At 60.7% G+C, this 18,175-nt stretch carries 17 protein-coding genes, 1 tRNA gene and 1 pseudogene; 8 read left to right on the forward strand and 11 right to left on the reverse strand.

Features of this window, described 5'->3' with window-relative positions:
* From AC6CIG_RS22405 to lipB, 3 genes and pseudogenes are all read right to left on the reverse strand, one after another.
* A pseudogene (locus tag AC6CIG_RS22405) lies at positions 1 to 79 on the reverse strand (GNAT family N-acetyltransferase); the annotation flags it as partial.
* Positions 80 to 168: 89 nt separating this feature from the next.
* Positions 169 to 567, reverse strand: a complete 399-nt coding sequence (locus AC6CIG_RS22410) for a helix-turn-helix domain-containing protein (protein ID WP_437407813.1) — start codon at positions 565 to 567, stop codon at positions 169 to 171.
* A gap of 183 nt (positions 568 to 750) precedes the next feature.
* Entirely contained in the window at positions 751 to 1,509 is a 759-nt protein-coding gene (gene lipB, locus AC6CIG_RS22415) for a lipoyl(octanoyl) transferase LipB (protein ID WP_018097855.1), read from the reverse strand.
* Between the two features lie 158 nt (positions 1,510 to 1,667).
* On the opposite strand from lipB, the gene AC6CIG_RS22420 reads away from it, so the two are divergent.
* The 4 genes from AC6CIG_RS22420 to AC6CIG_RS22435 all read left to right on the forward strand — a co-directional run bounded on the left by AC6CIG_RS22420 (position 1,668) and on the right by AC6CIG_RS22435 (position 7,187).
* Positions 1,668 to 1,752, forward strand: a tRNA-Leu gene (locus tag AC6CIG_RS22420).
* Positions 1,753 to 2,336: 584 nt separating this feature from the next.
* Positions 2,337 to 4,286, forward strand: coding sequence for a PrkA family serine protein kinase (locus AC6CIG_RS22425; RefSeq protein ID WP_018097854.1), 1,950 nt, complete (start codon positions 2,337 to 2,339; stop codon positions 4,284 to 4,286).
* 24 nt (positions 4,287 to 4,310) lie between these two features.
* Positions 4,311 to 5,627 carry a YeaH/YhbH family protein gene (locus AC6CIG_RS22430; RefSeq protein ID WP_018097853.1) on the forward strand — a complete coding sequence of 439 codons (1,317 nt, stop codon included), beginning with the start codon at positions 4,311 to 4,313 and terminating at the stop codon, positions 5,625 to 5,627.
* 12 nt (positions 5,628 to 5,639) lie between these two features.
* Positions 5,640 to 7,187: a SpoVR family protein gene (locus tag AC6CIG_RS22435; RefSeq protein WP_498323842.1), complete on the forward strand. Its 1,548-nt coding sequence runs from the start codon at positions 5,640 to 5,642 to the stop codon at positions 7,185 to 7,187.
* A 280-nt stretch (positions 7,188 to 7,467) separates the two neighbouring features.
* Here the strand turns inward: AC6CIG_RS22435 and AC6CIG_RS22440 are convergent, their stop codons facing one another.
* The 3 genes from AC6CIG_RS22440 to AC6CIG_RS22450 form a co-directional block, all read right to left on the reverse strand.
* Positions 7,468 to 7,821 (reverse strand): hypothetical protein, encoded by a 354-nt coding sequence (locus tag AC6CIG_RS22440; RefSeq protein WP_010969207.1) that lies wholly within the window; start codon positions 7,819 to 7,821, stop codon positions 7,468 to 7,470.
* A gap of 156 nt (positions 7,822 to 7,977) precedes the next feature.
* Positions 7,978 to 8,244 (reverse strand): hypothetical protein, encoded by a 267-nt coding sequence (locus AC6CIG_RS22445; protein ID WP_102762927.1) that lies wholly within the window; start codon positions 8,242 to 8,244, stop codon positions 7,978 to 7,980.
* 78 nt (positions 8,245 to 8,322) lie between these two features.
* Positions 8,323 to 8,841, reverse strand: a complete 519-nt coding sequence (locus AC6CIG_RS22450; protein ID WP_437407811.1) for a peptide deformylase — start codon at positions 8,839 to 8,841, stop codon at positions 8,323 to 8,325.
* 218 nt (positions 8,842 to 9,059) lie between these two features.
* Between AC6CIG_RS22450 and mgtE the strand changes: the two genes are divergently transcribed.
* Entirely contained in the window at positions 9,060 to 10,481 is a 1,422-nt protein-coding gene (mgtE, locus tag AC6CIG_RS22455) for a magnesium transporter (RefSeq protein ID WP_018097850.1), read from the forward strand.
* An 83-nt stretch (positions 10,482 to 10,564) separates the two neighbouring features.
* A complete protein-coding gene (locus AC6CIG_RS22460; RefSeq protein WP_003536722.1) occupies positions 10,565 to 10,951 on the forward strand; it encodes a MerR family transcriptional regulator in 387 nt (128 codons plus the stop codon).
* A 9-nt stretch (positions 10,952 to 10,960) separates the two neighbouring features.
* On the opposite strand, the gene AC6CIG_RS22465 is transcribed toward AC6CIG_RS22460, so the two are convergent.
* The 3 genes from AC6CIG_RS22465 to AC6CIG_RS22475 all read right to left on the reverse strand — a co-directional run bounded on the left by AC6CIG_RS22465 (position 10,961) and on the right by AC6CIG_RS22475 (position 13,331).
* Positions 10,961 to 11,434 (reverse strand): methyltransferase family protein, encoded by a 474-nt coding sequence (locus AC6CIG_RS22465; protein ID WP_437407810.1) that lies wholly within the window; start codon positions 11,432 to 11,434, stop codon positions 10,961 to 10,963.
* Between the two features lie 3 nt (positions 11,435 to 11,437).
* The gene (locus tag AC6CIG_RS22470; RefSeq protein ID WP_437407809.1) at positions 11,438 to 12,460 is read right to left on the reverse strand and encodes a heparan-alpha-glucosaminide N-acetyltransferase; all 1,023 of its coding nucleotides are present in this window, start codon (positions 12,458 to 12,460) and stop codon (positions 11,438 to 11,440) included.
* 139 nt (positions 12,461 to 12,599) lie between these two features.
* Entirely contained in the window at positions 12,600 to 13,331 is a 732-nt protein-coding gene (locus tag AC6CIG_RS22475) for a DUF599 domain-containing protein (RefSeq protein ID WP_018097847.1), read from the reverse strand.
* Between the two features lie 609 nt (positions 13,332 to 13,940).
* Here AC6CIG_RS22475 and AC6CIG_RS22480 point away from each other — a divergent pair.
* Both AC6CIG_RS22480 and AC6CIG_RS22485 read left to right on the forward strand, forming a co-directional pair.
* Positions 13,941 to 15,341: an L-serine ammonia-lyase gene (locus AC6CIG_RS22480; protein WP_437407808.1), complete on the forward strand. Its 1,401-nt coding sequence runs from the start codon at positions 13,941 to 13,943 to the stop codon at positions 15,339 to 15,341.
* Positions 15,342 to 15,427: 86 nt separating this feature from the next.
* A complete protein-coding gene (locus AC6CIG_RS22485) occupies positions 15,428 to 15,862 on the forward strand; it encodes a DUF1489 family protein (RefSeq protein WP_018097845.1) in 435 nt (144 codons plus the stop codon).
* 197 nt (positions 15,863 to 16,059) lie between these two features.
* Here the strand turns inward: AC6CIG_RS22485 and AC6CIG_RS22490 are convergent, their stop codons facing one another.
* The gene (locus tag AC6CIG_RS22490; RefSeq protein WP_018097844.1) at positions 16,060 to 16,329 is read right to left on the reverse strand and encodes a hypothetical protein; all 270 of its coding nucleotides are present in this window, start codon (positions 16,327 to 16,329) and stop codon (positions 16,060 to 16,062) included.
* 174 nt (positions 16,330 to 16,503) lie between these two features.
* Entirely contained in the window at positions 16,504 to 18,000 is a 1,497-nt protein-coding gene (locus AC6CIG_RS22495; RefSeq protein WP_437407807.1) for an SPOR domain-containing protein, read from the reverse strand.
* Positions 18,001 to 18,175 lie beyond the last annotated feature (175 nt).

Below are 18,175 nucleotides of genomic sequence, written 5' to 3' on the forward strand. Positions count from 1 at the left end.
CCCGAGGGCCTTCGAGCTGCACGGTCATGACCTCCAGCGGCTTGCCGGCTTCCAGGGCCACGGCGGCGCGTACGTCCATTTCTCTACTCCATCAAACTAAGAACAACGAGGCGGGGCGACCGTCATATCGCGCCGGTCGCCACCGGCAAGAGGAAAAATCCTATCCGATCACCGAACGTCCTGGGTCAGGCGTTCGAATTCCATCTCGAGTGCCGAAATGGCCTCGGCGGTTTGATCGTGCAGCTTCTTTACGAGATCCAGCTGCTTGCGAAGTTCGTCCCCCGAAGCATCTGCGGCGTTATCATCCGGTGCGCGTCCGATACCGGCCATCAGCCAGGCGGGCGTCACGCCAAGCACGCCGGCCAGCATGAACAGGCGATTGGCCCGTGGCTCGGCGCGATCGCGTTCCCAGGAGGAAATGGTGTCGCTGCGGACACCGAGCTTGCTGGCAAGCTCCTTGGTAGAGAGTCCCGTCGCGTCACGCGCTCTCCAGATACGACCGCCCAGCGTATCGCCGTCTCCTGTCTCACGCAGACGTGCAATCGCATTCTCGGTTGATAACAGCATGGTAGCTCCTTTCGCCTGTTGTCGTTGTCGGGTGCCGAGGCACCCTGACTGCCCGCGGTGGGGCGAAGGTGAGGGGAGCTTATAGGCTTTTCCTTGCGGATGGGGCAATGTGAAGCGGCAAAAAGACGGCTAAAAGCGGCTTTGCCGACGTTTCCGAACGGAGCAACGTGCCGTGGGACCCTGCTATTCGTTCTCGATGCGGGTCGGGCCGAAGACCCTTTCGAAGGCCTCCCTCAGCCTGATATCGACATCGGCCATCATGACGGGCAGACCGAGATCGACGAGGCTGGTGACACCATAGCCGCGAATGCCGCAAGGCACGATGCCCCCGAAATGCTCAAGGTCCGGATCGACGTTCAACGACAATCCGTGAAAGCTCACCCATTTGCGCAAGCGAATGCCGATTGCCGCTATCTTGTCCTCCGCCATCGTGCCGTCCATGAGCGGCGGCTTTTCCGGGCGGCGCACCCAGACGCCGACACGATCTTCACGGCGTTCGCCCTTGACATTCATGGAATCGAGTGTGGCGATGATGACGCTCTCGAGTGCGGCGACAAATCCGCGGACGTCCTGGCGTCTGCGCTTCAAGTCGAGCATGACGTAGACGACCCGCTGCCCGGGACCGTGATAGGTGTATTCGCCGCCTCTTCCGGTGGCAAAAACCGGGAGCATATCCGGCATCACGAGGTCGGCGGCGTTGGCGCTGGTTCCCGCGGTGAAAAGCGGCGGGTGCTCGACCAGCCAGACCAGCTCGTCGGCGGTGCCGTCCGCGATCGCGGCGGCTTCGCGCTCCATCGTCTCGACGGCCTCCGGATATTCGACGAGGGAAGGCGCAATGCGCCACCGCACCGGCGGTGCATCCGGCGGAGCAAACATGCTCTGGATAAGATCTTCGCGTTGCATGGGAACCTTGCGAATACTGATTTTTTCCGGCCTGTACATGGGGTCGCCGACGGCAAGAGTCCAGCGTTTCCAGTGGTTCGCGGGGAGCCGATCGAAATAGTTTTGTTTCTCGTCAAATTTCTGTCGTCACGCACTTGTGCACCCGGAATCCTTTTGCTACATGCAGCCCCGCCGACGCAATCGGCACCTACCACGATGCGGTCGTGGCGGAATTGGTAGACGCGCAGCGTTGAGGTCGCTGTGGGGCAACCCGTGGAAGTTCGAGTCTTCTCGACCGCACCATCTAAGATGAAGAAGCCCTCGTAACCAAATGGTTCCGTGGGTTTTTTTATTTTTAATCCTCTTTCACGACGTTGTTGCTGGACGCGGTAGGACGCGAGGACTATCCTCTGATTTACGGCGCAAAACAGCTCGGCGTCATGCCTCGGGCCACAGCGTCGTCCAGGTCTCTGCTCCGTGCCGATGCGGAGCGCCCGCCACGACATCGACATGGCGGTGCCCGATCACGAAATCACCGTTCTACACGATGTTGTTGATGGCTAAATTCGTGGAATCGCAAAAAAAAAGTCGGCGAATGAGCAGGGACAAGTTATGATTCGCTTGTCATGACGGATTCGCGAGAAGCGCCGGCATGATGGGGTGACAGAGCGACGAGTCTTGCGGAGTGCGCCTCATAACGTTCATGAGGCGCCGATCGGTCGGTCCCGAACTGATAGGCGGATGTTCGTCGCTGGCTGCTGCTTCGGTATCCGTTTCAGTGTCGGTTACGTGAAGGAACTTTGAAGCTAGGAAAACCGTTCACCTGAAGCAGATGCCGAAAGGCAGCGAGCCCGTTTCAACCAAGCGGCCCGCCGCGGGAGAGCACGATGCAAAGGAGTGAATCTGACGTCTTCGATCTCTTTTCGGAGATTTATACGAGTGCAGCGCAAGAAGAGATAAGTCTACAGGAATATCTCCTCGCATGTCGCGATGACAAAAGCATGTACGCCACCGCTCAGGAACGAATGGTGGACGCAATTGGAGACCCGATTCTCGTCGATACCAGCGCTGACGAGCGTTTAGGTCGGATCTTCGCAAACCGAACCATCAAAATCTACCCGGCCTTCTCCGACTTCTTCGGCATGGAAGACACGATCGAGCGGATCGTCGGCTACTTCCGCTATGCCGCCCAGGGTCTCGAGGAGCGCAAGCAGATCCTTTATCTTCTGGGGCCGGTCGGCGGCGGCAAGTCTTCGCTCGCCGAAAGATTGAAGAAGCTGATGGAACTTCGACCCATCTACACGCTGATGGTCGACGGCAAGATCAGCCCGGTTTTCGAATCGCCGCTCGGCCTGTTCCATCCCGAACGGATGGCCGATCTCCTGGAAGACAAATACGGCATCGCCCGTAGGAGGCTGACAGGCCTGATCTCTCCCTGGGCCGCCAAGCGGCTGGACGAGGTCGGTGGCGACATATCCAAGTTCAGCGTCGTCAAGCTGATGCCGTCGCGCCTGCGTCAGATCGGCATCGCCAAGACCGAGCCGGGCGACGAGAACAATCAGGATGTCTCCTCGCTTGTCGGCAAGGTCGATATCCGCCAGCTCGAGAACTACAGCCAGGCCGACCCGGATGCCTACTCCTACAGCGGCGGCCTGAACCGCACGACGCAGGGGCTGCTCGAATTCGTCGAAATGTTCAAGGCGCCGATCAAGGTTCTGCATCCTCTTCTGACGGCGACCCAGGAAGGCAGCTACAACGGTACGGAAAACTTCGGCGCATTCCCGTTTCAGGGCACCATTCTCGCCCACTCCAACGAATCGGAATGGCTGCAGTTCAAGAACAACCGCAACAACGAGGCTTTCCTGGACCGCATCCTGGTGGTCAAGGTGCCCTATTGCCTGCGCGTCACCGAGGAGAAGCAGATCTACGAAAAGCTTCTTCGCGAGAGCGAACTGGTCAGCAATCCCTGCGCACCCGAGGTGTTGGAGATACTGAGCCGCTTCACCGTATCCACCCGGCTCGTTCCTCACGAGAACTCGTCTCTCTACACCAAGATGCGCGTCTATGACGGCGAGAACCTCAAGGATGTCGACCCGAAGGCACGATCGGTGCAGGAGTATCGGGACGCTGCCGGTGTCGATGAGGGCATGACGGGCGTCAGCACGCGCTTTGCCTTCAAGGTCCTGTCCGAGGCCTTCAATTACGACACGAAGGAGGTCGCGGCCGATCCCGTACATCTGATGTACATCCTGGAGCAGGCCATCAAGCGCGAGCAGTTTGCGAAGGAAACGGAGGCAGCCTATCTCGACTTCATCAAGTCGGAACTCGCAACGCGTTATGCGGAATTCATCGGTCACGAGATCCAGAAGGCCTATCTCGAGTCCTACAGTGAATACGGCCAGAACCTGTTCGACCGCTATATCGCCTATGCCGATGCCTGGCTCGAGGACCAGGACTTCAAGGATCCCGATACGGGGCAGATCCTCAACCGCAAGATCCTGGACAGTGAGCTGTCTCAGATCGAAAAACCGGCGGGCATCGCCAATCCGAAGGACTTTCGCAACGAGGTGGTCAAGTTCACCTTGCGGGCGCGGGCCAAGAACCATGGCAAGAACCCGTCCTGGACGAGCTATGAAAAACTTCGCGAGGTCATCGAGAAGCGCATGTTCGGTCAGGTCGAAGACCTGTTGCCGGTCATCAGCTTCGGGTCGAAGAAGGACAGCTCCACAGAGAAGCAGCATGTCGAATTCGTACAGCGCATGAAGGAGCGTGGGTACACCGAACGGCAGGTGCGGCGTCTCGTCGACTGGTACATGCGTGTAAACAAGGCGGGTTGAGGCTGCGGATGCGGGGGTTAGCTAATGCCGAATTTCATCGACCGTCGCCTCAATCCGAAGGATAAGAGTCTCGGTAACAGGCAACGCTTCCTGAAACGGGCACGAGAGGAACTGAAGCGCACCATCAAAGAGCGGGTCAAGTCGGGCAAGATCGCGGATGTCGATGCCGAACAGAACGTGTCCATGCCCGCCCGCGGCGTCAACGAGCCGGCTTTCCAGCCGGACTCCAACAGCGGCGAGCGACGCCACGTCCTGCCGGGCAACCGGGAGTTCGCGGCGGGAGACCGTATCCCCAAAAGGGGGTCAGGTGGCGGTGCGGGCAATGCGGGAGCCGGGACCGGACAGAGCGAAGACGAGTTTCAGTTCGTCCTTTCGCGCGAGGAGGTGCTCGATCTCTTCTTCGAGGACCTCGAACTCCCCGATATGGTAAAGCTCAATCTGAAGGAATCGGTTACCTTCAAGCGACGGCGGGCCGGCTTCAGCGCAAGCGGCTCCCCGACGAACATCAATGTCGGCCGCACCATGCGCAACAGCTACGGACGCCGCATCGCATTGCGGCGGCCGTCGCGCCGGGAAATCGAGGCGATTGCCGACGAGATTGCCGGGCTGGAGACGGAGCCGCGCGGACGCATCAAGCACCGGCAGCGCCTGGAGGAACTGCGCCAGAAGCTCGACGGTCTCGAGCGCCGGCGCCGGCGTATTCCCTATGTCGATCCCGTGGACATTCGCTTCAACCGGTTCGAGCCGCAGCCGCTGCCCAATGCGAGTGCGGTCATGTTCTGCCTCATGGATGTCTCCGCTTCGATGGGGGAGCGGGAAAAGGACCTCGCCAAGCGTTTTTTCGTGCTGCTGCACCTCTTCCTCAAGCGGCGCTACGAGCGGATCGACATCGTGTTCATCCGGCACACCGACGAGGCCGGCGAGGTCGACGAGAATACCTTCTTCTACAGCAAGCAGAGCGGCGGCACGGTCGTTTCCACCGCGCTGGAGGAGATGCTGCGCGTCATCCGGGAGCGCTATCCTGCCCATGAATGGAACATCTATGCCGCGCAGGCATCGGACGGCGAGAATATCTCAGGCGACTCCGAACGCTGCGCTTCCCTTCTTCACGACGAACTGATGGGACTTTGCCAATACTACGCCTATGTCGAGATTATCGATGAGCGAGAGACGGAGATTTTCGGCACTACCGATAACGGGACTTCGCTCTGGCGGGCCTATCGCACCGTCGACGGCGAATGGCCGAATTTTCAGATGACCCGCATCGCGAAACCGGCGGATATCTACCCCGTCTTCCGAAAACTCTTCGGCAAGCAGCCGGAAATGCAATTGCGCAAGTGAAAAGGGACCGGGATGTCAAAGGGCGCCGCCTCAAACCTTCTGTTCCAAAGTTCCGACTGGAATTTCGAGACGCTGGCGCGCACCTACGATGCCATCGAGGAGATCGCGCTCGACGATCTCGGTCTCGACGTATACCCCAATCAGCTCGAGATCATCTCCTCCGAGCAGATGCTGGATGCCTATTCGTCGGTGGGCATGCCGCTCATGTACCAGCATTGGTCCTTCGGTAAGCGCTTCGTTTTCGAGGATCATCTCTATCGCAGGGGCCGGCGGGGCCTCGCTTATGAGCTGGTGATCAACTCCAATCCCTGCATCACCTACTTGATGGAGGAGAACACCATGGCCATGCAGGCCCTGGTGACCGCACATGCAGCCTTCGGCCACAATCATTTTTTCAAGAACAATTACCTCTTCCGCCAGTGGACCGACGCCAGCGCAATCCTCAGCTATATGGACTTCGCGAAGAAATACATCAGCAAATGCGAAGAACGGCACGGAACGACGGCGGTCGAGGCGATCCTCGACTCTGCCCATGCACTCATGGAGCAGGGCGTCTTCCGCTACAGACGGCCCCCGCGTCTGTCGACCGAAAAAGAGCAGGAGCGGATGCGCGAGAGGCTGGAATATGAAGAGCAGACCTTTAGCGACCTGTGGAGAACGCTTCCGCCCGCGGGAGAGAATAACGATCCGACGCAATTGGAACGGGAGCTCTCCGAGCGGAAAAAATCGCTGAACCTCCCGGAAGAGAACCTGCTCTATTTCCTGGAGAAGACCAGCCTCATCCTTGAGCCCTGGCAGCGGGAGATACTGCGAATCGTTCGCGTGATCGCGCAGTACTTCTATCCGCAGCGACAGACGAAGGTCATGAACGAGGGTTGCGCCACTTTCGTCCACTACACCATCATGAACAGCCTCTTCGACCAGGGCAAAATAAGCGAAGGCGCGATGCTGGAGATTCTCCAGAGTCATACCAATGTCGTTTTCCAGCCGGGCTTCGACGATCCCCGCTTTCCGGGGATCAACCCCTATGCGTTGGGATTTGCCATGATGCAGGACATCGAACGCATCTGCGTCGAGCCGACGGCGGAGGATCGCGATTGGTTTCCCGAAATCGCCGGCACCGGCAATTGGCGCGAGACGCTTCTCGATGCCTGGGCGAACCACCGTGACGAGTCCTTCATCCTGCAATTCCTCAGTCCTGCGCTGATCCGAAAGTTTCGGCTGTTCCTGCTGACGGACGAGGCGGACGACAATTTCTGCGAGGTGGCATCCATCCATAACGAGCGCGGCTACGAAACGATTCGCGGCGCTCTCGCCCGCAGCTACGACATCGGAAACAGCCAGCCGGACATCCAGGTGATGGATGTCGATTTGTTGGGCGACCGGCACCTGCGATTGCAGCATAATGTAAAGAATGGAGTGCTCCTGGAGGAGAACAGCCGCGATGCCACTCTGCGCCACGTCCGCCGTCTGTGGGGCTACGAGGTGAGCCTCGCCGGCGTCGACATGCAGAGCGGCGAGACGCTCTACGAGTGCTCGACGGAGGAGCTGTCGGACTAAGGCCGTGCGCCACTCTTCACCCTCATCCTGTGCTCGTCACAGGGATCCAGCAGCGCCGCGTCTGCGGCGCGGGAAGTGTTCTTTCAGCCCAAGGACTTGGTCTGGCTGGATTCCTGTGACAAGCACAGGAATGAGGAAATCAAAGAAGCGGGGGCGGCCCGAATCTCCAGCACAGAGACAGGGGAAGGGAGAGACGGGCCGAGTGTGAGCGTCTTCGCCCGGCATACCGCCTCTCATAATGTTCTGAGCGCCTGCACCGGCCCGGCCGTCGACCAGGCGATTATTTCTCGGTCCCCTCCGGGGAAACCTGCTGCGACTCGCCGCCGGTGCCGGTCTGTGCCGTGGGATCCCGGTCGGTCGGGACGGGCTGTCCGGTGCCGACGCTGCCCGTCTGCTCCGGCGAGGGCGCCGGTTGAACCTGTTCGGTTTCGGTCAGGCGATCGTTGTCGGTGCTTTCACCCCAGATTTCGACGGCGCCCCAGGCGAGGAGGGCGAGGAACAGTCCGCCGACGAGGACCCCAAGCACCGGAACGCCCGTGCGGCCCTGCTTGGCTTCCTCACCGGTGAAATTCTCTCGATCCGCTCCGTGCGTTGCCGAGGCCGGATCGCCGCGTTCGTCAAGATATTTGGCCATCGCTTTGACTCCACTGGCTAACTACAGCGCCGCGCCTCAAGAGAGGCGAAAGGTCGGTGTAGCACCTTGAATTGCTGCATTTTTCGTCCTTGGACCGGCTAGGATCCGAGGATACATGCAGTAGGGAACGGAGCGGAGGCCGACAATGTTCCGTGATCAGTCGCCGGGCGGCCAGGAGTCGGCGACGCTGCGGCGAACGAGCTTATATGTATGGTCGGGTTGAACCTCATAGGTCTCGAAGACCATGGTGCCCTTATGAAGGAACCGGTTCTGGATCATGGTCCCAGGGGCCGCACGGGTCTTCCGAGAGGAGGCAGCTTCTCCATAGGTGAGGCTTCCGGGAAGCGGCTCCAGGTCGGGAGGGGTTGCGGTACAGGCTGCAAGCGCAACACCGCAGAGAAGCATGAGGGCTATTTTCTTCATCAATTGTCCTTCGCCTTGCTGTTTGGAGCCGATGGCCGACCGGAAGACGGTTTACGGCAGATCGAAGGGGTGCCGCAATCATTGCGTGCCGGGAAATGCTTCGGCGCGGTTAAATTTCTCGAACCGCTTGACGGCGCGTTCGCGCTTCAGCCTGGAAAGCCGTCGAATCCAGAAGATACCGTTGAGCTGGTCGATCTCATGCTGCAGGCAGACCGCCATCAATCCCTCGGCTTCTTCCTCGCGTGTCTCGCCGTCCAGAGTTTGAAAGCTGACACGCACGCGCGCCGGCCGCTCCACTTCTTCCGTGACACCCGGCATCGAGACACTGCCTTCGCTGTGGCGCACCGTCTCGCTCGACTGCCAGACGATTTCCGGGTTGACGAAGCTGCGCGGTCCCATCTGCGGGTCGACTTCGATGGCCGTCAGCCGCTGCAAAATGCCGATGTGGGGCGCGGTGATGCCTATGCCGGGGGCTGCGCGCATGGTGTCGACGAGATCTTCTGACAGCTGGCGAAGAGCGCCATCGAACCGGCTGATCCGCTCGGCTGAGGTCGTCAGCAGCGCACTTGGAAAGCGTATGATCGGTCGGACAGCCATGAGAAATGTCTCTGCTCGGGTGAGTGGTCGGGCCGGCGCCCGGTGGGATCGTCACATTCGTTTCATCATTTCCTATGTTTTTGCAACAGCTTGGATAAATGTTCCAAGGCGGACCGCCGATCTCGTCTCGACTGTGGACTGAGGCGGAGCTTTGCGCTAGCAGGGCAGAGGAGCCGTTCCGGCGCGGGCTCGGTCGGCGGTAATCTCTGGAGGGGGCCATGAGCAGCACCGGCGACGACGACCGCGGTTCCGACGAAATCGCTGTCCACGGCGACTCGGACATCTACGCTGAAGACGGCTCGGTACGCTCCGATTTCCTGATGCATGTCGGCGCCGCAATCGCGGATCGCGACATCATTTACCTTCGCCAGCATGTCGCCGGCCTTCATGCCTCAGAACTGGGCGACCTGATCGAGGCGATCCAGCCGGAGCAGCGTATCGCACTGGTTCTGCTGCTTGGCAAGGATTTCGACCTGGCTGCGCTGACCGAGGTCGATGAAGGAATCCGTCTCGACATCGTCGAACATCTGCCGAACGAGCAGATTGCCGAGGCGATCGGCGAGATGGATTCCGATGACGCGGTCTACATTCTCGAGGATCTCGACGAGGAGGATCAGGAAGAGATCCTCGCCAAGCTTCCCTTTACCGAGCGCGTCCGCCTGCGCCGCTCGCTCGATTATCCGGAGAGCACCGCCGGGCGGCGCATGCAGACCGAGTTCGTCGCGGTGCCGCCTTTCTGGACCGTCGGCCAGACGATCGATTACATGCGCGAGGACGACGACCTTCCCGAAAGTTTCACGCAGATCTTCGTCATCGATCCGACTTTCAAGCTGCTCGGGGCAGTCGATCTGGACCGGGTGCTGCGCGCGAAGCGCTCGGTAAAGATCGATGCGATCATGCGTGACACAAGCCATTCCGTGCCGGCGGAAATGGACCAGGAGGAGGCGGCGCAGCTTTTTGAACAGTACGACCTCCTCTCGGCCGCCGTCGTCGATGAAAACGGCCGGCTCGTCGGCGTGTTGACGATCGACGACGTGGTCGACGTGATCCAGGAAGAGGCGGAAGAGGATTTCCTGCGCCTGAGCGGCGTCGGTGACGAAGAGCTGTCGGACTCGGTCGCGGAAGCCGCGCGCTCACGCGTTCCCTGGCTTTTCATCAACTCGATGACGGCTTGCGTTTCTGCCTCGGTCATCGGCCTGTTCGATGCGACGATCCAGCAGATCGTCGCACTTGCGGTCCTGATGCCGATCGTCGCGGGCATGGGCGGCAATGCCGGATCGCAAACCATGACCGTGACGGTGCGTGCGCTCGCCACCCGGGGGCTCGATATTCACAACGCGCCGAGAATCATCCGCCGCGAGGCGGGCGTCGGACTCCTGAACGGCGTGATCTTCGGTGCGTTCATCGGTCTTGTTGCGGGACTTTGGTTCCAGGATCCCGACCTCGGCGGCATCATCGCGACCGCCATGCTGATCAACATGATGGCCGCCGCTCTCGCCGGCATCCTGATCCCGATTCTGCTCGAAAGATACGGTGCCGACCCGGCGGTCTCTTCCGCCGTCTTCGTGACGACCGTCACCGACATAACCGGCTTCTTCAGTTTTCTCGGCATTGCGACATGGTGGTTCAGTATCAGCTGAGGTGCGACGCACGCGGGGCCGCCGTGTTTGACTTTTACGTCAAAGTCAACAATAGTTGGGGGCGACTTTGATGGAATGGCTGCGTGAACAAATATTATAGCATTACCGAGCTGACCCGGGAATTCGGCATCTCGACCCGGACACTGCGCTTCTATGAGGATGAGGGTCTGATTCATCCGGAGCGTCGTGGCCGCACGCGTCTGTTCCGCCCCGCCGACAGGCACCTCATAAAGGAGATCCTGCGTGGTCGGCGCATTGGCTTTACCATTGCCGAAATTCGCGAGATCATTCAGGTCTACAAGGATCCGCCGGGTGAGATGGGTCAGTTGCAGCTCTTGATCAAGCGCGTCGAGGAGAAGCGCGAGGACTTGCGGCAGAAGCGCAAGGACATCGAAGACACACTTAGCGAACTCGACAATGTCGAAGAGGCCTGCCTCACGCGCCTTGCCGAAATCGGCGTCGGCACCTGACATCTCCGCTTAAATCCAACGGCTCGTGTGCCGGCAATATCGCTCGAACTCGAAACCGAAGCGCGACAGCAGGTGCCGCTCCTCCTTGCGGATCGCAAAAAGCGTGGTCAATCCGACCGCAGCAATTGCCGTGATGAAGAACCAGGGGTTGATCGTCGCCAATCCGAGGCCGGTCATCGCCAGCGTGTAGCTGAAATAGATCGGGTTGCGGGTGAAACGAAATGGGCCGCAGGTAACGAGGCAGGTGGCGCACCGGTTCGGAAGTACGGCTGTGTGGCGGTCAAGGAGGGTCTTGACGGCCCAGAGATCGATGGTGATCGCCAGCACGACAAGGCCGTAGCCCACCAGCGAGAGGATCCAGCTGTGCTCGTGCGCCACCGGAATCGGGAAAAGGTGGCCAAGGGCCAGCGCGGTGAGAACGGCCGCGCCATAGAGCAGAGGCGGCCATGGAAACTTCAGCGGCTTGGCACGAAAGGCATTCATGTCCTAGTCCCCCGACTGTGCCTCTCCTGATTGTGCATCCATTGTGCACTGACCCGCGATTCGCGCAATGCGTTCATCCGTGCTCACGTCGATCTTGCCCAGGTTCAGATCGTCGAACAGGTTCTGTTCCTTCAGGCCGGCGAGTGTGCAACCGCAAAAGGCGCTGCAGGAGATCGCGGAACTTTCGTTGCTGCATGCCCGTTCGCAATTCAGCAGATAGACCTGTGCCGGATCCGGCGTCGGGGCGGGAACGGCAAGAGAGAAAAGATAGACTGCCGCGATGAGCAGCGGCTGGTGGATGAGATATATCAGAAGGCTGTGACGGCCGCCAAAGGCGAGAGGCGTCATCCACGGGAGCTTACGGGTCCCGACGCTTCGGCTGCGCCGGGCGGAAAATAGCGGGTGGAGCAGCTTCGCGGTGCCGAGGCCGAGCAGGAAAGGGGCAACCCACGGAAGCAGAGGAACGTAGTCATTCGAGCGCGGGATCGCTTCCGAGAGGCCGACCCACCAGAGCGCCGGCATGTCGAAAAACGACGAGCGCAGATAGAGGGGAGCCGCGAAGGCCGCGGCAGCTGCAAGAAAGGAAACGGCGGCCGGCAATTTCAGAAAAAGGAGGCCGACGAGGCTTGCCGCGGCAATGGCGTGAAGAATCCCGAAGAAGATGAACGACTGGGGGAAGGCGAACCAGGTCCCGATGCTGATCAGCGCGGCTGCGCCGGCGATCTTCGCGAAACGTATGACGAAAGCGCGCGGACGGAGTTTCGGGAATTGGCCGAGCACGAGGCTGTAACCGGCAAGAAACAGGAAGCTGCTGGCAATCAAGCGTGCAAACATCCGCCAGCCGCCCGTCCCGGCGGTGCCGGCCGCGACATAGCCGAAGAATTCGAGATCCCACACAAAGTGATAGAGGGCCATGGCGACGAGGGCCAGGCCGCGCAGCGCATCCAGGAGGACCATCCGGTGGGTTCCGGTCACCTCCGTGCGCATTTGCACTTCAGGGGTCGTCGTCGCGCTGTGTTCGGACATCGAAGAGTCGCTCTGCTGCTGGAGATGGGTCTACGAGGGCGCCTCATTTCAGTCGCGTCGCGAATATGTTGAAATGAGGGCCGTCAGTCATTCGATCGCTTACCGCAAACCGCGGACCGGGTACAATCGCTGCAGCCTATTACGCATTCTCGATCAGCGCGGCGCGCGCTTCGGAGAAGAACTGCCGGCGCGCGAGGACGAAGATGACGAGGGCGGTAAGCACCATGAACACATAGGGGCTGATGAACCAGCCAAGATAGCCGATCGACAGGAAGATCGCCCGGAGCCCGGCATTGAAGTGCTTGGCCGCAAGTATGTTCATGCGGATCGCACGCTCCGCGGCGCGCTCGGCCGCCTTCTGGTCGCGTTGCATGTCCGCCGTCATCGGTATGCCGCCCATCAGGATCGAGCAATAGTTGAACAGCCGGTATGACCAACCGAACTTGAAGAAGGAATAGCCGAAGAGGCAGGTCAGTCCGCCGACTTTCAGCTCGAAGGCGGTCCGCCCGCTTCGGAATATCTGCGGAAGGTCGCTGAAGATCATCTGCACTTGGTCTGTCGCGCCGAGCAATGCGAAACAACCGCCGAGCGCGAAGATCGTCGTCGAGGCGAAGAAAGCGGTGCCAGCCTGCAGCCCGGCGATGATCTGCGTGTCGATCATCTTCAGATCGCGATTGAGCGAATTGCGGATCCAGCGCGCCCTGTGCTCGTTCATCAAACGCGTCAGGCTGACGCGCTCGAAGCCGCGCCCCCCGTCGGAAGCCCAGCTGAAGCCGGCCCAGAGGAGGACGAAGATAACGAGCGCGAGGTAATCTTCAGAGGTCATAGCGGTGTTTTGGCACGGTCGTCCGAAAATGCAAGATGGACGCATGTCGGCCTGTCTTAAGATTCACGGCGAAATCGAGGCGGCAGCACCGAGCGGGCGCTCCGGGGATTCCACCGCTTGCACACGGCTTTGTGTCCGCGTCCAAGGCGTCCAGCATCGGTTTGACACTATTTCGCCATATTTCACCATTGCGCGTTAACAGATTCTTCGCTATTGGACGGCCACACGACTTAATGGTTACCGAGCTTCGGTATTCGGAGACATCATGGACAAAACAGTAGAGAAGTCGTGCTGGGGCGTGACGGTTCGCGCCGTGGCGGGTTTCGGGGGTGTTCTCGTTCTCGCCTATCTCTTCGGCGGCTTCTGAAGACAGATTGAAATGCAAGGCGTTGCAGTCCACGGGCTGCAACGCTTTTTTTTGACCGCTCTCGATCGCCGATCACATGCGCTGTTCTTCAGCGGCATGTCGCACCAACAGAATCCGATGTCGGTCGGTCGCCTGACGGGTCGGCATAGGATCGCTTAGGTTTCGATCCTATATTAGGAACGATCGACACCGCCCGAGCAGGAAAACGGTCGGCTTCGGTCCTATCATCGACGCAAACGTGGAGCTCATCGCCAGCAACGTTGCGTCAGGCTCTGGGCAGGCAATTCATGTTTCTTTCCGTCTTCGACGTTTTCAAGATCGGTATCGGTCCATCGAGCTCACACACGATGGGGCCGATGTCGGCCGCCAACAGGTTTCTCGATCTCATCCTGTCGGATGAATGGCCGCGACCGTCTCATGCGGCTGTCGGCGCCATCAAGGTAAGCCTCCATGGCTCGCTGGCGCATACGGGCATCGGCCATGGAACGGGCAGGGCGGTCATTCTCGGCCTGATGGGCGAGCGGCCGGATCTCGTCGAGCCGGACAGGATGGACGGGATCATCGAGCAGGTGGAGCGTACGGGCCGCATCACCCCGCCGGGCCATCCGGGCTATATATTCCAGCCGAAAACCGATCTGGTCTACGACAAGAAGACGCCGCTGCCGGGCCATGCCAACGGCATGTCCTTCTCCGCCTTCGACCGGGACGGCCGGCTGCTTCTGAAACGCATCTATTATTCGATCGGCGGCGGCTTCGTGGTGACCGATACGGAACTGGACGCGATGAGGGCCCAGAAGAACAAGCCCGCCGGCGTAAAGGTGCCCTATCCCTTTGCCACGGCTCAGCAGATGCTCGACATGGCCGCGCGCTCCGGGCTGACGATCGCCCAGATGAAGCGCGCGAACGAGGAATGCAGCATGTCGAGGGACGAGCTCGACGCCGGGCTCGACCGCATCTGGACGGCGATGAGCAGTTGCATCGACCGCGGCCTCAGCCAGGACGGCATCATGCCGGGCGGTCTGAAGGTGCGCCGGCGCGCCCGGGCGATCCACGACAAGCTGCAGGAGGAATGGCGCTCCAACAAGACCAATCCTCTCCTCGCAAATGATTGGTTGAGCGTCTATGCGATGGCGATCAATGAGGAGAATGCTGCCGGCGGCCGGGTGGTGACTTCGCCGACCAACGGCGCGGCCGGCGTCGTTCCGGCGACGATCCGCTACTATCTGCATTTCCACGACGATGCCGATCAGGAAGGCATCCGGGATTACCTGCTGACCGCAGCGGCGATCGGCGGTATCATCAAGCACAACGCCTCGATTTCCGGCGCGGAGGTGGGCTGTCAGGGCGAAGTCGGATCAGCGTCGGCGATGGCCGCGGCGGGTCTTGCTGCCGTCATGGGCGGAACGCCCGAGCAGATCGAGAATGCGGCCGAGATCGCGCTCGAACACCATCTCGGCATGACCTGCGATCCGGTCGCAGGTCTCGTTCAGGTGCCGTGCATCGAACGCAATGCCCTCGGCGCCGTCAAGGCGGTTACGGCCGCCTCGCTCGCACTCAAGGGTGACGGCAAGCATTTCGTGCCGCTCGACGCCTGTATCGAGACGATGCGCCAGACCGGCGCGGACATGAACGAGAAGTACAAGGAAACATCGACCGGGGGTCTCGCGGTCAACGTGGTCGAGTGCTGAGCGATAAGTCTGAAGCCGATGGGGCTGTGGACGAATATGCCCGGACGGCTTGACCGCAGCCGTCGGCCGGGTGTTCAAGATTTGCCATGGCTTTGCATCTCATCAAACTCTGTGTCGGTGCCGAATCGATCGAGGACCTGCGCGAATGGGTGGCGCGCAAGGCCCTGGCGGCGATCGCAGCCGGGCAGCAGCCGCACTCCTTCCACACGACCCGGATGGTCCCGAAGCGGACGGAAGAGCTTCTCGCCGGCGGTTCGCTCTATTGGGTGATCAAGGGATACGTTCAGGCGCGACAGCCGCTGATCGGCATCGAGACCTTCACCGACGGCGAGGGCATCGGCCGCTGCAATCTCCTTCTCGGCCCGGAAGTCATGGAGACGGAAACGCAGCCGCGTCGGGCTTTTCAGGGCTGGCGCTACCTCGAGGAGAAGGAAGCCCCGCGCGATCTTGCCTCGCTCGCCGATGGCGGGGAGATGCCGCTCGAACTGCGGCGTGAACTTGCCGAACTGGGGCTGTTATAGCCGGCGGACGGGAAGAGGCGCTTGCTAACGCTATGCACTTCTCCCGGTACGCGCCGCGGCTTGCTTGATCCTCATCCTGTGCTCGTCACAAGGATTCAGCCAGACCAGGTCCCCGGCCTGAAAGAACGCTTCCCGCGCCGCAGGCGCGGCGCTGCTCATCTCTGTGACGCGCACAGAGATGAGCAGGCCTTCGTTGTTTAGTGCAGGCGCATTCTGAGGGGATGACTACGACCCGGTGCCGCGACATGCAGATGGATGTCGGCCCGGGGCTGGGTCGAACGCCACGCGCGCGCGCCATGCGTAAGGAGCATACCCACCAGGTCGCGGGTCTTTGCCTTGGATCGGTTCAGGCCGATGTCGGCGATGCGCATGGCCGCCTCATGCAATGGATGCAGCCGGATGCGCGAAGACCTTGCTTTCCGGTCGGATATCAGGCTGTCGCCGGGGACGTTCTCGTTCATTGCCATGCTGACCTCGTCACGCTGTACTAATCCGAGGAGGACAGCCGGAAAACGCCCGGCTGCCGCTGCAGCGCCGCGCGTCTTATCAGCCGCGCAAAAGTCGCTGTAGCACTTCGTTTGCCGCATGCTTTGTCCTTGGATCGGATTGGACCAAAGGAAACATGCAGTAGATGGCGTCTCTTACTGCTGGCTCGCCCAGCAAGCGAAGCCCTTCTTCTTCAATGCCCTGCATGCGTTGACGGCCTTGTCCTGATCGTCGAAGCCGCCGAAGCGGGCGCGGTAGAGCTGAGCTCCGCCATTGCTGAAGGCGACCGTGAAGGGGGTGGCGTTACGCAGTGCCTTGCCGCCCTTTTCCTTGGCATTGTCGAGCAGCGTCATGGCCTGCGTCTTGTCCGGCGTGGCGCCGATCTGGATGACCCAGCCCTGCATCCCGACAGTTGCTTCGGTGCGCGCTTCGGCCGCGGCAGGTGCGGTTTCAGCTGTGGCGACCGAATTGGTGATCTGCGTATCGACGTCGCCAGCGGCTTCCTGGGCAAGTCTGGCGCTCTGTGAATCGAGCGTGTTCGGCGCGATCTTGGCTGCAAGCACGGGATTGTCCGAGGCCGCTTTCGTCGATGCATAAGCCATCGCCACGCTGCCGGCGCTTTCGCCGGTGTAGCGGAAATCCGGGACCGGCCCGGTATTCGGCAGGTCCATCGCTGCCGACGCGACAGCCGCGGCGGTTGCCGGCCGTATTTCGGCTTCGGCTACCGTCGTCACGGGTTCGGCCGGAACCTGGGCGATCAGATTGCCGCTGCCGCGGCGCGACGCGGAAGGCATGTATTTCGCGACGAGCTTGCGCATCTGCGCATCGCGGGCGCCACCGGACGTGCCGCCCATGACGACCGCCACGATGCTACGCCCGTCGAGCTGGGCCGAGGTCACGAGATTGAAACCGGATGCGCGTGTATAGCCGGTCTTGATACCGTCTACTCCGCGGACGTTGCCGAGCAACCGGTTGTGGTTGCCGATCGTCTGTTTGCCGAAACGGAAGCTGCGCGTGGAGAAGTAGTCGTAATACTGCGGAAAATGCTGCCGGAGCGCGATGCCGAGGCGGGCCTGGTCGCGGGCGGTCGTGCGTTGTTCGGAATTGGGCAGGCCATGGGCGTTGCGATAGGTGGTGCGTGTCATGCCGAGCGCGCGGGCCTTGTTGGTCATCATCCGGGCGAAGCGCTGCTCCGAACCGCCCAGGAGCTCGCCGAGCGCCGTTGCCGCATCATTGGCGGAGCGCGTTACCAGCGAGAGGATCGCCTGCTCGACGGTGATCGATTGCCCGGCGCGTACACCGAGCTTCGACGGCGGCTCTGCCGACGCCTTTTTGGAAAAGGGAACAGGCGTGCTTTTGCTGATCCGTCCGGCTTCAAGCGCCTCGAACGTCAGATACAACGTCATCATCTTCGTCAGCGAAGCCGGATAGCGTAATTGATCAGCGTCTTCGCCGTAAAGAACCTTGCCGGTTTTCGCGTCGACGACGATGCCGGCATATTTGGAATTCGCGAAGGCGGGCGCCGAAAAGGTCAGCGCGGCGATCAGGCCGGCAAGAAAAATCCGCCCCACAACTTCTGAAAAGACGCCGAACGGGCGTTTCGCGAGATCAAAAAAAACGGATTGAGACACTGTATTGCTCTTCATTCTCATATCAGGGGTGCCGTCCGGACGCCGTCTCCGGATACGACCTTTCCCGAGACAGTATCGGGATAGCGTTACCAATCGGTTTATGATGAACGATTGGTTGCCCGGCACCGGTCGTTTTGTTCAGGATCGGCACCTTCAACCCGCGCTAGATCATGACGTTTGGTAGGCTCGGCCGAAA

Source organism: Sinorhizobium sp. GQ132, from assembly GCF_059758575.1.

What these genes read in the sequence shown, in the direction of transcription:
- AC6CIG_RS22410 (WP_437407813.1), bottom strand. Translation starts at nt 567, where the DNA reads ATGCTGTTATCAACCGAGAATGCGATTGCACGTCTGCGTGAGACAGGA.
- lipB (WP_018097855.1), bottom strand. Translation starts at nt 1,509, where the DNA reads ATGTACAGGCCGGAAAAAATCAGTATTCGCAAGGTTCCCATGCAACGC.
- AC6CIG_RS22425 (WP_018097854.1), top strand. Translation starts at nt 2,337, where the DNA reads ATGCAAAGGAGTGAATCTGACGTCTTCGATCTCTTTTCGGAGATTTAT.
- AC6CIG_RS22430 (WP_018097853.1), top strand. Translation starts at nt 4,311, where the DNA reads ATGCCGAATTTCATCGACCGTCGCCTCAATCCGAAGGATAAGAGTCTC.
- AC6CIG_RS22435 (WP_498323842.1), top strand. Translation starts at nt 5,640, where the DNA reads ATGTCAAAGGGCGCCGCCTCAAACCTTCTGTTCCAAAGTTCCGACTGG.
- AC6CIG_RS22440 (WP_010969207.1), bottom strand. Translation starts at nt 7,821, where the DNA reads ATGGCCAAATATCTTGACGAACGCGGCGATCCGGCCTCGGCAACGCAC.
- AC6CIG_RS22445 (WP_102762927.1), bottom strand. Translation starts at nt 8,244, where the DNA reads ATGAAGAAAATAGCCCTCATGCTTCTCTGCGGTGTTGCGCTTGCAGCC.
- AC6CIG_RS22450 (WP_437407811.1), bottom strand. Translation starts at nt 8,841, where the DNA reads ATGGCTGTCCGACCGATCATACGCTTTCCAAGTGCGCTGCTGACGACC.
- mgtE (WP_018097850.1), top strand. Translation starts at nt 9,060, where the DNA reads ATGAGCAGCACCGGCGACGACGACCGCGGTTCCGACGAAATCGCTGTC.
- AC6CIG_RS22465 (WP_437407810.1), bottom strand. Translation starts at nt 11,434, where the DNA reads ATGAATGCCTTTCGTGCCAAGCCGCTGAAGTTTCCATGGCCGCCTCTG.
- AC6CIG_RS22470 (WP_437407809.1), bottom strand. Translation starts at nt 12,460, where the DNA reads ATGTCCGAACACAGCGCGACGACGACCCCTGAAGTGCAAATGCGCACG.
- AC6CIG_RS22475 (WP_018097847.1), bottom strand. Translation starts at nt 13,331, where the DNA reads ATGCGTCCATCTTGCATTTTCGGACGACCGTGCCAAAACACCGCTATG.
- AC6CIG_RS22480 (WP_437407808.1), top strand. Translation starts at nt 13,941, where the DNA reads ATGTTTCTTTCCGTCTTCGACGTTTTCAAGATCGGTATCGGTCCATCG.
- AC6CIG_RS22485 (WP_018097845.1), top strand. Translation starts at nt 15,428, where the DNA reads ATGGCTTTGCATCTCATCAAACTCTGTGTCGGTGCCGAATCGATCGAG.
- AC6CIG_RS22490 (WP_018097844.1), bottom strand. Translation starts at nt 16,329, where the DNA reads ATGGCAATGAACGAGAACGTCCCCGGCGACAGCCTGATATCCGACCGG.
- AC6CIG_RS22495 (WP_437407807.1), bottom strand. Translation starts at nt 18,000, where the DNA reads ATGAGAATGAAGAGCAATACAGTGTCTCAATCCGTTTTTTTTGATCTC.